The following is a 13,832-nucleotide window of genomic DNA, read 5'->3' as shown; positions in this document are numbered from 1 at the left end:
ACACGCTAGGGGGGTTCATGAGACGCAGAGCGAGATCGATCCTCGCTGTCGGCGCGCTGTTGCTCGGTGGAGCGGCGCTCGCACCCATCGCCCAGGCACAGCCCGGAAGTTCACCGAAGCCCGACACGGACGAGGTCAAGGTCTTCCGTGCCGACGTCACCAAGCAGCAGATCCCGCTGCTGCTGGCCGCCGGCCAGGACGGCCACGAACTCAGCGAGCAGGCGCCCGAGAAGGGCACCGCTGCCGTCGAGGTCTATCTCACCGACGATCAGGCGAAGAAGCTCGAGAAGCAGGGCGTCGAGCTCACCGAGCACACTCTTTCGGCCAAAGCCGAGAATCGCGTGGAGGCCGCGGCCGACGGCGTCTTCCGCCCGTACAGCGGCAGCGGCGGGCTGAAGGAGGAGATCCTCCGCACCGGCCAGGAGAACCCGGGCCTCACCAAGGTCGTCTCCATCGGCAAGACGGTCGACGGCCAGGACATCCTCGCGCTCAAACTGACCAAGAACGCGAAGAAGTCCAAGGACGGCTCCAAGCCCTCGGTCCTGTACATGTCCAACCAGCACGCGCGCGAGTGGATCACCCCGGAGATGACCCGCCGGCTGATGCACTACTACCTGGACCACTACAAGACCGATCAGCGCATCAAGAAGATCGTCGACTCCAGCGAGCTGTGGTTCGTCCTGTCGGCCAACCCCGACGGCTACGACTACACCTTCGCGGACACCGACAACCGCCTGTGGCGCAAGAACCTGCGGGACGTCAACGGCGACGGCGCGATCTCCACCGGCGACGGCGTCGACCTCAACCGCAACTTCGCCTACAAGTGGGGCTACGACGACGAGGGTTCGTCCCCTAACCCCACCAGCCAGACCTACCGCGGCGCGAGCCCCGGCTCCGAGCCCGAGACCAAGGCGCTCGACGCCTTCGAGAAGCGGATCGGCTTCACGTTCGGCATCAACTACCACTCCGCCGCCGAGCTGCTCCTCTACGGCGTCGGCTGGCAGGTGGCCACCGACACGCCCGACGACGTCCTCTACAAGGCGCTCGCCGGCACCCCCGACAACTCCGCGATCCCGGGCTACCACCCGCAGGTCTCCTCGGAGCTGTACACCACCAACGGCGAGGCCGACGGGCACGCGGCGAACGTCAACGGCACGGCGATGTTCACCCCGGAGATGTCGACCTGCCAGACCGCGTCGAACATCGACCCCGGCGACCAGTGGAACGCCTCGGACTGCCAGTCGGTCTTCAACTTCCCGGACGACGAGAAGCTGATCCAGGACGAGTTCGTCAAGAACATCCCGTTCGCGCTCTCGGTCGCCGAGAGCGCCGCCCACCCCGACACGCCGTCGTCCTCGGTCGGCCTGAAGTCCGCCGACTTCACCCCGGCGCCGTTCACCACGTCGTACTCGCGCGGCGCGGACCAGCAGGTCTCCGTCGTCGTACGGAAGGCGATCCGCGACAAGGAGCTCAAGTACCGCGTCAACGGCGGCCGTACCCACGACCAGGCGCTGAAGGCCTGGAAGGGCGGCGAGACCTACGGCGGGCACGACAACCTCTACTTCGACGAGTACCGGGCCAAGGTGCGGGACGGCGCACCGGGCGACAAGGTCGAGGTGTGGTTCACCGGCAAGACCAAGGCCGGCAAGAAGGTCTCCAGCTCGCACTTCACCTACACGATCGCCGCACGCCCCAAGGCCGACACCCTCGTCGTCGCCGAGGAGGGCGCGGCCGCCACGCAGGCGCAGACCTACGTCGACGCGCTGAAGGCCAACGGCCGCAAGGCGCTCGTCTGGGACGTCGCCACCCAGGGCGCGCCCGACGCGCTCGGCGTGCTGGACCACTTCGGCACGGTCGTCCACTACACGGGCGCGAGCGTCCCCGGCAACCCGACCCAGCTCCAACTGCGCGCCTTCCTCAACGAGGGCGGCAAGCTGATCGAGGCGGGCGAACTGGCCGGCGGCAACGTCGACCTCGGCGACGGCACCCCGTCGAACGACTTCAGCCAGTACTACCTCGGCGCCTACTCCCGTACGTCGACCCCCGGCGCCACCGGCTTCACGGGCTCCGGCGCACTCGCCGGCGCCGGCGGGGCCCTCGGCGCGGCGACCGGCAACCCGCTGGACCGGGCCGGCACCTACGGCGTCACCTCGGACGAGCTGCCCGCCGCCACGTATCCGCAGTTCGCGAGCGCGGGCGCCGGACAGTTCGCCGGCACGGTCAACCCGTACGGCCCCTACGCGGGCTCGTACATGGCCGCCGCCGTCCACACCGACGACGCCTACAAGCGCCTCACCCGCACCATCGACCTCAGCGGTGTCGGCGCGGCCGACAAGCCGGCGCTGAGCACCCGGCTGCTGTGGGACACCGAGCCCGGCTACGACAACGCCATCGTCGAGATCCACACCGTGGGCGCCGACGACTGGACCACGCTCCCCGAGGCGGGCGGCGCCACCAGCACCGCCGTGCCCGCGGAGTGCGGCGGCGGCTTCTACATCGGCGAGCACCCGTGGCTGAAGCACTACCTCACCCTCGGGTCGAACGACTGCACCGCGACCGGCTCCACCGGCTCCTGGAACGCCCTCACCGGCGCCTCCAGCGGCTGGCAGCAGACGACCTTCGACCTGAGCGCGTACGCCGGCAAGAACGTCGAGGTCTCGATCGCCTACGTCACCGACCCCGGCAGCGGCGGCCACGGCGTCCTCGCCGACGACGCCTCGCTGGTCGTCGGCGGCGCCGCCACCGAGACCGAGGGCTTCGAGACGTCGCTCGGCGCCTGGAAGGTCGCCGGACCGCCCGCGGGCAGCCCGGCCGTCCTGAAGGACTGGACCCGCACGGGAACGCTGTTCCAGACCTATGGCGCGGTCACCACCGACGACACCGTGCTGCTCGGCTTCGGCCTGGAGCACGTCACCGCGGCGGCCGACCGCATCGCGCTCATCGGAAAGGCGCTCGCCTCACTTGACGGGTGACATACGACCGACACGCGTGTGACACGCGGAGGTCGACAACGCGTGACGCATCGTGACCGAATCGAGTGATCGGGCCGTCAGGCCCGGGCGGTCCGTACCCCTACTGGCGGGTACGGACCGCCCTGCCGTGTATGGGGCGACTCGATGTCACCCAGGACGCCTCGGAGAGGTAGGGTCGGGGTTGGTCGGGGACATCCCAAATACAGCTCGCCGGCATCGCATAGCCGGCGTACCAACGAGGAGATCGGTTCGTGACGATCCGCGTAGGCATCAACGGCTTTGGCCGCATCGGTCGTAACTACTTCCGCGCGCTGCTGGAGCAGGGTGCTGACATCGAGATCGTGGCTGTCAACGACCTGGGTGACACCGCGACTACCGCTCACCTGCTCAAGTACGACACCATCCTGGGCCGTCTCAAGGCCGAGGTGTCGCACACCGCCGACACGATCACGGTCGACGGCCACACCATCAAGGTGCTCTCCGAGCGCAACCCCGCCGACATCCCGTGGGGCGAGCTCGGCGTCGACATCGTCATCGAGTCGACCGGCATCTTCACCAAGAAGGCCGACGCCGAGAAGCACATCGCAGGCGGCGCCAAGAAGGTCCTGATCTCGGCTCCGGCCAAGGACGAGGACATCACCATCGTGATGGGCGTCAACCAGGACAAGTACGACGCGGCGCAGCACCACGTCATCTCCAACGCCTCCTGTACCACCAACTGTGTGGCGCCGATGGCCAAGGTCCTCGACGAGAACTTCGGCATCGTCAAGGGTCTGATGACGACGGTCCACGCGTACACCAACGACCAGCGCATCCTGGACTTCCCGCACTCGGACCTGCGCCGCGCCCGCGCCGCCGCCGAGAACATCATCCCCACCACGACGGGCGCCGCGAAGGCCACCGCCCTGGTCCTCCCGCAGCTCAAGGGCAAGCTCGACGGCATCGCGATGCGCGTCCCGGTCCCGACCGGCTCGGCCACCGACCTGGTCGTGACGCTGCAGCGCGAGGTCACCAAGGACGAGGTCAACGCCGCGTTCAAGAAGGCCTCCGAGGACGGCGACCTCAAGGGCTACCTGGCCTACACCGAGGACGAGATCGTCTCCTCGGACATCGTCAGCGACCCGGCCTCCTGCACCTTCGACTCCTCCCTGACCATGGTCCAGGAGGGCAACACGGTGAAGATCCTCGGCTGGTACGACAACGAGTGGGGCTACTCCAACCGCCTCGTCGACCTGACGGTCTTCGTCGGCGGCCAGCTCTAAGTCCCGGAGCAGGCACCTCGATGTGAGCACAGGGCCCGGGCAGCGCAGAGCCGCGCTGTCCGGGCCCTGTGCCACGTAACGATCGATCCGCCCTCCCGGATCCGAAGAGCCTTCCTAGGAGCCCATTCATGAAGACGATCGACGAACTTCTCGCCGAAGGCGTGGCCGGCAAGCGGGTCTTCGTCCGCGCCGACCTCAACGTGCCGCTGGCCGACGGCGTCATCACCGACGACGGCCGCATCCGCGCCGTACTGCCCACGATCAAGGCCCTCGTCGACGCGGACGCCAAGGTCGTCGTCGCCTCGCACCTGGGCCGTCCCCAGGGCGCCCCGGACCCGGCCTTCTCCCTGCTGCAGCCCGCCGAGCGCCTCGCCGAACTCCTCGGCGCGCCCGTCGCGTTCGCCCAGGACACCGTCGGCCCCGCCGCCCACGACGCGGTGAACGGCCTCGAGCCCGGCCAGGTCGCGGTCATCGAGAACCTGCGCTTCAACGCCGGCGAGACCGCCAAGGACGACGTCGAGCGCGGCGAGTTCGCCGACCAGCTCGCCGCCCTGGCGGACGTCTACGTCGGCGACGGCTTCGGCGCGGTGCACCGCAAGCACGCCTCCGTGTACGACCTGCCGGCGCGCCTGCCGCACTACGCCGGCTACCTCATCGCCACCGAGGTCGGCGTCCTGAAGAAGCTCACCGAGGACGTCCAGCGGCCCTACGTCGTCGCCCTCGGCGGCTCCAAGGTCTCCGACAAGCTCGCCGTCATCGACCAGCTGCTCGGCAAGGCCGACCGCATCCTCATCGGCGGCGGCATGGCCTTCACCTTCCTCAAGGCGAAGGGGTACGAGATCGGCGCCTCCCTGGTCCAGGACGACCAGCTGCCCGCCGTCGCCGAGTACGTCGAGCGCGCCGAGAAGAACGGCGTCGAGCTGCTCGTCCCCGTCGACGTCGTGGTCGCGGACCGGTTCCCGGACCTGAAGACCAAGGCCCCGTCCCACCCGACCACCGTCGCCGCGGACGCCATCCCCGCCGACCAGATGGGTCTGGACATCGGTCCGGAGTCCCGCAAGCTGTACGCCTCGAAGCTCGCCGACGCGGCCACCGTCTTCTGGAACGGCCCCATGGGCGTCTTCGAGCACCCCGACTACGCCGAGGGCACCAAGGCGGTCGCCCAGGCACTCCTCGACTCCCCGGCCTTCACGGTCGTCGGCGGCGGCGACTCCGCCGCGGCCGTCCGCCTCCTGGGCTTCGACGAGAACGCATTCGGCCACATCTCGACCGGCGGCGGCGCCTCCCTCGAATACCTCGAGGGCAAGACGCTCCCCGGCCTCGCCGCACTGGAGGACTGACCCCGCATGACCACCCGTACGCCCCTCATGGCGGGCAACTGGAAGATGAACCTCAACCACCTCGAGGCCATCGCCCACGTCCAGAAGCTGGCCTTCGCCCTCGCGGACAAGGACTACGAGGCCGTCGAGGTCGCCGTCCTGCCGCCCTTCACCGACCTGCGCTCGGTGCAGACCCTGGTCGACGGCGACAAGCTCAAGATCAAGTACGGCGCCCAGGACATCTCGGCGCACGACAGCGGCGCCTACACCGGCGAGATCTCCGGATCCATGCTGGCCAAGCTGAAGTGCACCTACGTGGCGGTCGGCCACTCCGAGCGCCGCCAGTACCACGCCGAGACCGACGAGATCGTCAACGCCAAGGTCAGGGCTGCCTACAAGCACGACCTCACGCCGATCCTCTGCGTCGGCGAGGAGCTCGAGGTCCGTGAGGCGGGCAACCACGTCGCCCACACCCTCGCCCAGGTCGAGGGCGGCCTGAAGGACCTCCCGGTCGAGCAGGCCGAGACCGTCGTGATCGCCTACGAGCCGGTGTGGGCCATCGGCACCGGCAAGGTGTGCGGCGCAGACGACGCGCAGGAGGTCTGCGCGGCGATCCGCGGCAAGCTCGCCGAGCTGTACACGCAGGAGCTGGCCGACAAGGTCCGCATCCAGTACGGCGGCTCCGTGAAGTCCGGCAACGTCGCCGAGATCATGGCGCAGGCCGACATCGACGGCGCCCTGATCGGCGGCGCGTCGCTGGACCCGGAGGAGTTCGTCAAGATCGTGCGCTTCCGCGACCAGTGATCCGGCGGAGAGCCGGGCTGTGAGTATGCCCTGGCGGCGATCCGTCGTACCCTTGCGGGGGCATGGCGGTCACGCCGTGCCCCCGTCGTGGTTGTCCCTATCGTCATCGTCGTAAATCCGTATCCGAGGAAGTTGGTCCAGCCGTGGTTTTGGGGTTCTCGATCGCCCTGATCGTCTTCAGCCTGCTGCTGATGCTGCTGGTGCTGATGCACAAGGGAAAGGGCGGCGGCCTCTCCGACATGTTCGGTGGCGGCATGCAGTCGTCCGTCGGCGGCTCCTCGGTCGCCGAGCGCAACCTCGACCGCATCACCGTGGTGATCGGTTTCCTGTGGTTCGCGTGCATCATCGTCCTCGGCATCGTGATGAAGACGAACAGCTGATCAGACTCGCACAGGCAACGCACATTCCGCACGTAAGGCCCCATGTTCGGTACGCGCAGCTGAGCGCGGCCTATCATGGGGCTTGCGTCTAGGTGCGGGGGCTGTAACTCCCATCACTGGACGCGCGTTGGGCCTTACGTAGACTGAGGCGCTCGCAGCGAAGCGAAACGCCGACTCGCTTTGCGGCACCATTACGCAGGGAGTTACGACCGTGGCAAGTGGCAACGCGATCCGAGGAAGCCGGGTCGGGGCGGGGCCGATGGGCGAGGCCGAGCGGGGCGAGTCCGCGCCGCGTCTGCGCATCTCCTTCTGGTGCTCCAACGGACACGAGACGGTGCCCAGCTTCGCCAGCGACGCGCAGGTTCCCGAGACCTGGGACTGCCCGCGCTGCGGCTTTCCCGCCGGGCAGGACCGGGACAACCCCCCGGACCCGCCGCGCACCGAGCCCTACAAGACGCACCTCGCCTATGTGCGGGAGCGACGCAGCGACGCGGACGGCGAGGCGATCCTCGCCGAGGCGCTCGCCAAACTGCGGGGCGAGATCTAGGAACCGGGGTCCGGCCGGATATCGAGAGATGTCCGCCGGACCTGATGCCTTTCTCCGGCATCTCCTTCCCTGCCCCGTCTCTCTCCGGGCTGTCTTCTCGCCGTCCTGTCTCCTCACTGTGCTGCCTCTTCACCGTGCTGCCTCTTCACTGTGCTGTCTTCTCGCCGTGCTGACACCAACGCGTCAGCCGGACGTACCTGTAGGTGCGCCGCCGCTCAATTGATCAATTAGGTTGGGAGCGGCAGCGGGGCAAGGTACGTAGCTGGGACAGGCACGAAAGAAGGCTGAAGTCCGACATGAACGCAGACGGCCGTACGAGGCTCAACCAGACGCCCGAGTGGACCGCTCTGGCCAAGCACCACGAGGAACTCGGCGAGATGCGGCTGCGAGAGCTGTTCGCCGCCGACCCCGGGCGCGGCAGCGGGTACACCCTGCAGGTCGGCGACCTGCACATCGACTACTCCAAGCACCTCGTCAACGACGAGACGCTGCGGCTCCTGCGCGAGCTGGCCGCGGCCACCGACGTGTTCGGCCTGCGGGACGCCATGTTCCGCGGCGAGAAGATCAACACCACCGAGGACCGCGCCGTCCTGCACACGGCCCTGCGCGCCCCGCGCGACGCGGTGATCGAGGTCGACGGGGAGAACGTGGTCCCGGCCGTCCACGCCGTCCTCGACAAGATGGCCGACTTCGCCGGCCGCGTCCGCTCCGGCGCCTGGACCGGCCACACCGGCCGACGCATCCGCACCGTGGTCAACATCGGCATCGGCGGCTCCGACCTCGGCCCGGCCATGGCCTACGAGGTGCTGCGCAGCTACACCGACCGCGACCTCACGGTCCGCTTCGTGTCCAACGTCGACGGCGCCGACCTGCACGAGGCGACCCGGGACCTCGACCCGGCCGAGACGCTGTTCGTCATCGCCTCCAAGACGTTCACCACCATCGAGACGATCACCAACGCCACCTCGGCCCGCACCTGGCTGCTGGACGCGCTCAGCGACGACACGGCCGTGGCCAAGCACTTCGTGGCACTGTCGACCAACGCCGAGAAGGTCGCCGACTTCGGCATCGACACGGCCAACATGTTCGAGTTCTGGGACTGGGTCGGCGGCCGCTACTCCTACGACTCCGCGATCGGCCTGTCGCTGATGATCGCCGTCGGCCCGGACCGCTTCCGCGAGATGCTCGACGGCTTCCACCTCGTCGACGAGCACTTCCGCACCGCGCCCGCCGAGTCCAACGTCCCGCTGCTGCTCGGCCTGCTGGGCATCTGGTACGGCAACTTCCACGACGCCCAGTCGCACGCGGTGCTGCCCTACAGCCACTACCTGTCCAAGTTCGCCGCCTACCTCCAGCAGTTGGACATGGAGTCCAACGGCAAGTACGTCGGCCGGGACGGGCGGGAGGTCGACTGGCAGACCGGCCCGATCGTCTGGGGCACCCCGGGCACCAACGGCCAGCACGCCTACTACCAGTTGATCCACCAGGGCACGAAGCTGATCCCGGCCGACTTCATCGGCTTCGCCGAGCCGGTCGCCGAGCTGAGCGACGAACTCAAGGCGCAGCACGACCTGTTGATGGCCAACTTCTTCGCCCAGACCCAGGCGCTGGCCTTCGGCAAGACGCCGGACGAGGTGCGCGCGGAGGGCGTGGCAGAGGAGTTGGTGCCGCACAAGACGTTCAAGGGCGACCACCCCACGACCACGATCCTGGCGCGCGAGCTGACCCCGTCGGTCCTCGGCCAGCTCATCGCCCTCTACGAGCACAAGGTGTTCGTCCAGGGCGCGGTCTGGAACATCGACTCCTTCGACCAGTGGGGCGTGGAACTGGGCAAGGTCCTCGCCAAGCGCGTCGAACCCGCCCTCACCGAAGGCGCGGACGTGCCCGGCCTGGATGCCTCCACCAAGGCCCTGGTCGCCAAGTACCGGGAGCTGCGCGGCCGGTAGCCCCAGCCGACAGCCCCGGTCGACCGTCCCGGTCGGCGACCGCAAGCCGGCCGAGCCGGTAACAGGTGGCCATCGGATGCCGGAAGCGGGCGGCGCGTCGCCGTCCGCTTCCCGTAGACTCCCCGGCGATCATGAGCCCGACCGCTCGGGGGAGCCCAAGGTGAGCAGTGCACACAGGAGTTGGACCGGCGGCACGCTGACCGCCCGCTCCTTTCTGAAACCCCATCACGTGGCGCGCGCGGTGTTCCACCCCACGTGGATACCGGAAGCGCTCGACCCGACGGTGGAGACGCTCAAGCGCGTCCGGGTCATCGCCGGGGCGTTCGCCGCTCTCGGCGTCTACACCTACGTCGAGGGCGGGTTCGACTTCGACGAGGTCCTGGGCAACGCGGCGACCGCCTCCGTCGTCCTGTTCTTCCTCACCCCGCTGACCGTCGCCGCGATGCTCTTCGTCTGGCGGCGCACCGGCACCGTGCGGCAGCTGAAGGCGCCGCTCGTCAACTCGCTGAAACTGCTGCTGCTTCTCGTCGGCTCGGTCTTCGCGACCGTGCTGCTTCTGAGGCTGTCCGGCGCGTTCGGGATGCTCTCCACGCTCCTGGTCGGCTTCGTGGGGCTCTGGATGGTCCTCTTCGTGCTGGCGGGCGCCTTCAAGCTCACCGGGAACTTCTTCGGCACCGCCGCCGTGCACCGCTGTCTGCCCCCGCTGCTCGCCACGGTGACGACCTGGCTGATGGCCGTCCCCGACCTCGTCACGGGCGACCTGCACGGCCTGAGCCTCACGATGGGCGTCGTCTTCATCCTGGGCGCACCGGTCACGGTCACGGCGATCTCCCTGCTGGAGATGCGCCGCCTCAAGCGGCGGTACGGCATCCGGCTCACCGCCCACCCGGCGACCCTGCCGCCCGTCCCCACGCAGGGCGGTCCGGTTCCGCAGGGCAACCCGTTCCAGCAGGGCCCGCCCTACCCGCCGTACGCCCCGCCGCCGCAGAACCCCTACGGGCCGTACAACCCCTACGGTCCGCACACCTACGGCTCGAACAGCCCCCACAACGGGCAGAACCCGTACGGCGGTTGACCGTACGGGTTCTGTGCGGGGCTCAGGGCGTCAGGGAGAGGCCGGCGGGTACAGCGCCCTGGGGAGCTGGGAGGCCGCCGCCGTGTCCAGGAGCCACAGCGTGCGGGCGCGACCGCGGGCGCCCGCCGCCGGGGCCTGGATCTCGCCCGCGCCGGACAGGGCGATCGCCGCGGCCTGCGCCTTGTCCTCGCCGGCCGCCAGCAGCCACACCTCACGGGCCGCCCGGATCGCCGGAAGCGTGAGGGTGACCCGGGTCGGCGGAGGCTTGGGCGCGCCGTGGACGCCGACCACCGTGCGCTCGGTCTCCCGCACGGCCGGCAGCTCCGGGAAGAGCGAGGCCACATGGGTGTCCGGGCCGACGCCCAGCATCAGGACGTCGAAGGTGGGCACGGAGCCATGGTTCTCGGGGCCGGCCGCGAGGGCCAGCTCCTCGGCGTACGCCTCCGCGGCCGCCTCCACGTCGGCGCCGTACGGACCGTCGGACGCGGGCATGGCGTGCACGCGCTTGGGGTCCACGGGCACGGAGTCCAGCAGGGCCTCGCGGGCCTGCGTGACATTGCGCTCCGGATCGCCCTCCGGCAGGAAGCGCTCGTCGCCCCACCACAGGTCGAGCCGGGCCCAGTCGACGGCGTCCCGGGCGGGCGCGGCCGCCAGGGCGGCCAGCAGGCCGTTGCCGTTGCGGCCGCCGGTGAGGACCACGGACGCATGGCCCCGGGAGGCCTGCGCGTCCACGATCTTCGTGATGAGGCGGGCCGCGGCGGCCTGCGCCATCAGCTCCTTGTCGCGGTGCACGACCAGTTGGGGAGTGCTCACTGCTGATCCGCTTTCCTGACCGGGGGCATCTGCGCCGGCGTCGGCCGGTCGGCGTCGGAGCGGTCCGACCCGGCGGCGGCCGACGGAGCCGACGCGGACGCCTTGCCTGCGGGCGTCTCGTCCGCAGACACAGACGCACCCTCAGACACAGATGCAGACGCAGACGCAGTCTCGGGCTCCGGCACCGTGCGGACCGGAAGGGCGGGCGTCGGCTGACCGGCCGCCGCCTCGACCCGCTCCGCGGCCGAGGCGATCCCGCCCAGCCGGTCCACGCCGAACCGCAGCGCGGACGCGAACGTGTCGTCCGGGTCGAGCCTGCGCAGCTCCTCCGCGAGCAGCTCGGACGTCTCGCGACGCTTGAGCGCCACCGCCCGGTCCGGCTGGCCCGGCAGGGCCAGCGTGGCCATCGCGCCGTCCGACCGGTGCAGCGTGATCGGGCCGCCGGTGGTCTCCATCCGCACCTGGGTCAGACCCGGACCGGCGGAGATCGCCCGCCGGACGTGCACATGGAGCCGGTCGGCCAGCCACATGGCGAGCAGCTCGACGCTCGGGTTGGACTCCTCGCCCGCCACCTCGGCGGAGACGATCTCCGAGCTGACCTGGTCGAGGGCGGCGGCCAGCATCGAACGCCACGGGGTGATCCGGGCCCATGCGAGGTCGGTGTCGCCCGGTTCGTAGCTCTCGGCGCGGGCCCGCAGTTCGTGGACCGGCTTCTCCGCCGCGTAGCTGTCGGTGACCCGGCGCTGGCCCAGGGCGCCCAGCGGGTCGCCCGCCGGGTCGCGCGGGGCGTCCACCGACCACCAGACCACCACCGGCGCGTCCGGCAGCAGCAGCGGCAGCACGACGGACTGGGCGTGGTCGGACACCTCGCCGTACAGCCGGAGGATCACCGTCTCGCCGCTGCCCGCGTCCGCGCCCAGCCGCACCTCGGCGTCGAGGCGGGACTGGGTGCGGCCCCGGGGGGAGCGCGAGACGCGCTTGATCACCACGAGCGTGCGCGAGGGGTGCTCGCGCGACGCGTCGTTTGCGGCCTTCAGGGCGTCGTAGGCGTTCTCCTCGTCCGTGACGACGACGAGGGTGAGCACCATGCCGACGGCGGGCGTGCCTATCGCACGGCGGCCCTGCACCAACGCCTTGTTGATCTTGCTGGCAGTGGTGTCCGTGAGGTCTGTCTTCATGGCCGGCGCCAGCTCCGTCCGTCTCGCTCGAGCATTTCGTCGGCCTCGACGGGCCCCCACGTGCCCGACGGGTACTGCGCGGGCTTGCCGTGCTTGTCCCAGTACTGCTCGATCGGGTCGAGGATCTTCCAGGACAGCTCGACCTCCTCCGTGCGGGGGAAGAGGTTGGAGTCGCCGAGCAGCACGTCCAGGATCAGCCGCTCGTACGCCTCGGGCGAGGACTCCGTGAACGACTCGCCGTAGGCGAAGTCCATGGACACGTCCCGGATCTCCATGGAGGTGCCGGGCACCTTGGAGCCGAAGCGGACGGTGATGCCCTCGTCGGGCTGGACGCGGATGACGATCGCGTTCGCGCCGAGCTCCTCGGTGGCCGTGGAGTCGAAGGGGGAGTGCGGGGCCCGCTGGAAGACGACCGCGATCTCGGTGACGCGGCGGCCGAGCCGCTTGCCGGTGCGCAGATAGAACGGGACGCCCGCCCAGCGGCGGTTGTCGACGCCCACCTTGATCGCCGCGTAGGTGTCGGTCTTCGACTTGGGGTCGATGCCTTCTTCCTCGAGGTAGCCGACGGCCTTCTCGCCGCCCTGCCACCCGGCCGCGTACTGGCCGCGCACGGTGTCGCGGCCCAGGTCCTTCGGCAGCCGGACGGCGCCGAGCACCTTGGTCTTCTCCGCGGCCAGCGCGTCCGCGTCGAAGGAGGCGGGCTCCTCCATGGCCGTGAGGGCCATCAGCTGGAGCAGGTGGTTCTGGATGACGTCTCGGGCGGCGCCGATGCCGTCGTAGTACCCCGCGCGGCCGCCGATGCCGATGTCCTCGGCCATCGTGATCTGCACATGGTCCACGAAGGACCGGTTCCAGATCGGCTCGAACATGGTGTTGGCGAAGCGCAGCGCCAGGATGTTCTGGACGGTCTCCTTGCCCAGGTAGTGGTCGATGCGGAAGACCTGGTCCGAGCCGAAGACCTCGTGGACGACCTTGTTCAGGTCCTCCGCCGACTTCAGGTTGTGACCGAAGGGCTTCTCGATGACCGCGCGCCGCCAGGAGCCGTTCTTCTGGTCGGCCAGCCCGTGCTTCTTCAGCTGTTGGATGACGACCGGGAAGGAGCGCGGCGGCACGGACAGGTAGAAGGCGAAGTTGCCGCCCGTGCCCTGCGCCTTGTCGAGCTCCTCGATCGTGGCGCGCAGGCGCTCGAAGGCGTCGTCGTCGTCGAACGTGCCCTGCACGAAGCGCATGCCCTGGATGAGCTGCTGCCAGACCTCCTCGCGGAAGGGCGTGCGGGCGTGCTCCTTGACGGCGTCGTGGACCTCCTGTGCGAAGTCCTCGTGCTGCCACTCGCGGCGGGCGAACCCGACCAGGGAGAAGCCCGGCGGCAGCAGACCCCGGTTGGCGAGGTCGTACACGGCGGGCATGAGCTTCTTACGGGACAAATCGCCCGTGACGCCGAAGATGACCAGGCCCGACGGCCCCGCGATACGCGGGAGCCGTCGGTCGGCGGGGTCACGGAGCGGATTCGCTCCGGCACCGGTGAAAGGCGACAAG

Annotated in this window: 11 protein-coding genes; 8 read left to right on the top strand and 3 right to left on the bottom strand. The window is 69.6% G+C overall.

Annotation, left to right across the window (positions count from 1 at the left end; all coding sequences use genetic code 11):
* Positions 1 to 17: 17 nt before the first annotated feature.
* From OG562_RS09210 to OG562_RS09175, 8 genes are all read left to right on the top strand, one after another.
* The gene (locus OG562_RS09210; RefSeq protein WP_266395760.1) at positions 18 to 2,972 is read left to right on the top strand and encodes a M14 family metallopeptidase; all 2,955 of its coding nucleotides are present in this window, start codon (positions 18 to 20) and stop codon (positions 2,970 to 2,972) included.
* A gap of 251 nt (positions 2,973 to 3,223) precedes the next feature.
* On the top strand, positions 3,224 to 4,234 hold the full coding sequence (gap, locus tag OG562_RS09205) for a type I glyceraldehyde-3-phosphate dehydrogenase (RefSeq protein ID WP_266395759.1): 1,011 nt from the start codon (positions 3,224 to 3,226) through the stop codon (positions 4,232 to 4,234).
* Positions 4,235 to 4,362: 128 nt separating this feature from the next.
* Positions 4,363 to 5,574, top strand: a complete 1,212-nt coding sequence (gene pgk / locus OG562_RS09200) for a phosphoglycerate kinase (protein ID WP_266395757.1) — start codon at positions 4,363 to 4,365, stop codon at positions 5,572 to 5,574.
* Positions 5,575 to 5,580: 6 nt separating this feature from the next.
* Complete coding sequence (gene tpiA, locus OG562_RS09195; protein WP_266395755.1) at positions 5,581 to 6,357, top strand: triose-phosphate isomerase; 777 nt, start codon at positions 5,581 to 5,583, stop codon at positions 6,355 to 6,357.
* A gap of 149 nt (positions 6,358 to 6,506) precedes the next feature.
* Positions 6,507 to 6,737: a preprotein translocase subunit SecG gene (secG, locus tag OG562_RS09190; RefSeq protein WP_266409121.1), complete on the top strand. Its 231-nt coding sequence runs from the start codon at positions 6,507 to 6,509 to the stop codon at positions 6,735 to 6,737.
* A 211-nt stretch (positions 6,738 to 6,948) separates the two neighbouring features.
* Positions 6,949 to 7,284 carry an RNA polymerase-binding protein RbpA gene (locus OG562_RS09185; RefSeq protein WP_078615979.1) on the top strand — a complete coding sequence of 112 codons (336 nt, stop codon included), beginning with the start codon at positions 6,949 to 6,951 and terminating at the stop codon, positions 7,282 to 7,284.
* A 296-nt stretch (positions 7,285 to 7,580) separates the two neighbouring features.
* Positions 7,581 to 9,230 (top strand): glucose-6-phosphate isomerase, encoded by a 1,650-nt coding sequence (pgi, locus tag OG562_RS09180; RefSeq protein WP_266395751.1) that lies wholly within the window; start codon positions 7,581 to 7,583, stop codon positions 9,228 to 9,230.
* Positions 9,231 to 9,390: 160 nt separating this feature from the next.
* Positions 9,391 to 10,305, top strand: a complete 915-nt coding sequence (locus tag OG562_RS09175; RefSeq protein WP_266395749.1) for a hypothetical protein — start codon at positions 9,391 to 9,393, stop codon at positions 10,303 to 10,305.
* Positions 10,306 to 10,335: 30 nt separating this feature from the next.
* On the opposite strand, the gene pgl is transcribed toward OG562_RS09175, so the two are convergent.
* The 3 genes from pgl to zwf are packed head-to-tail and all read right to left on the bottom strand — an operon-like array spanning position 10,336 to position 13,831.
* Positions 10,336 to 11,118, bottom strand: coding sequence for a 6-phosphogluconolactonase (gene pgl, locus OG562_RS09170; RefSeq protein ID WP_266395748.1), 783 nt, complete (start codon positions 11,116 to 11,118; stop codon positions 10,336 to 10,338).
* Entirely contained in the window at positions 11,115 to 12,296 is a 1,182-nt protein-coding gene (gene opcA / locus OG562_RS09165; protein WP_266395747.1) for a glucose-6-phosphate dehydrogenase assembly protein OpcA, read from the bottom strand. Before opcA ends, pgl begins: the two co-directional genes overlap by 4 nt.
* Positions 12,293 to 13,831 (bottom strand): glucose-6-phosphate dehydrogenase, encoded by a 1,539-nt coding sequence (gene zwf / locus OG562_RS09160; RefSeq protein ID WP_266395745.1) that lies wholly within the window; start codon positions 13,829 to 13,831, stop codon positions 12,293 to 12,295. Before zwf ends, opcA begins: the two co-directional genes overlap by 4 nt.
* Position 13,832: the final 1 nt, after the last annotated feature.

This window comes from Streptomyces sp. NBC_01275 (genome assembly GCF_026340655.1).
Taxonomy (GTDB): domain Bacteria; phylum Actinomycetota; class Actinomycetes; order Streptomycetales; family Streptomycetaceae; genus Streptomyces.
The sequence above is the reverse complement of the archived record's forward strand: the minus strand, read 5'-3'. Positions and strand labels throughout refer to the sequence as shown.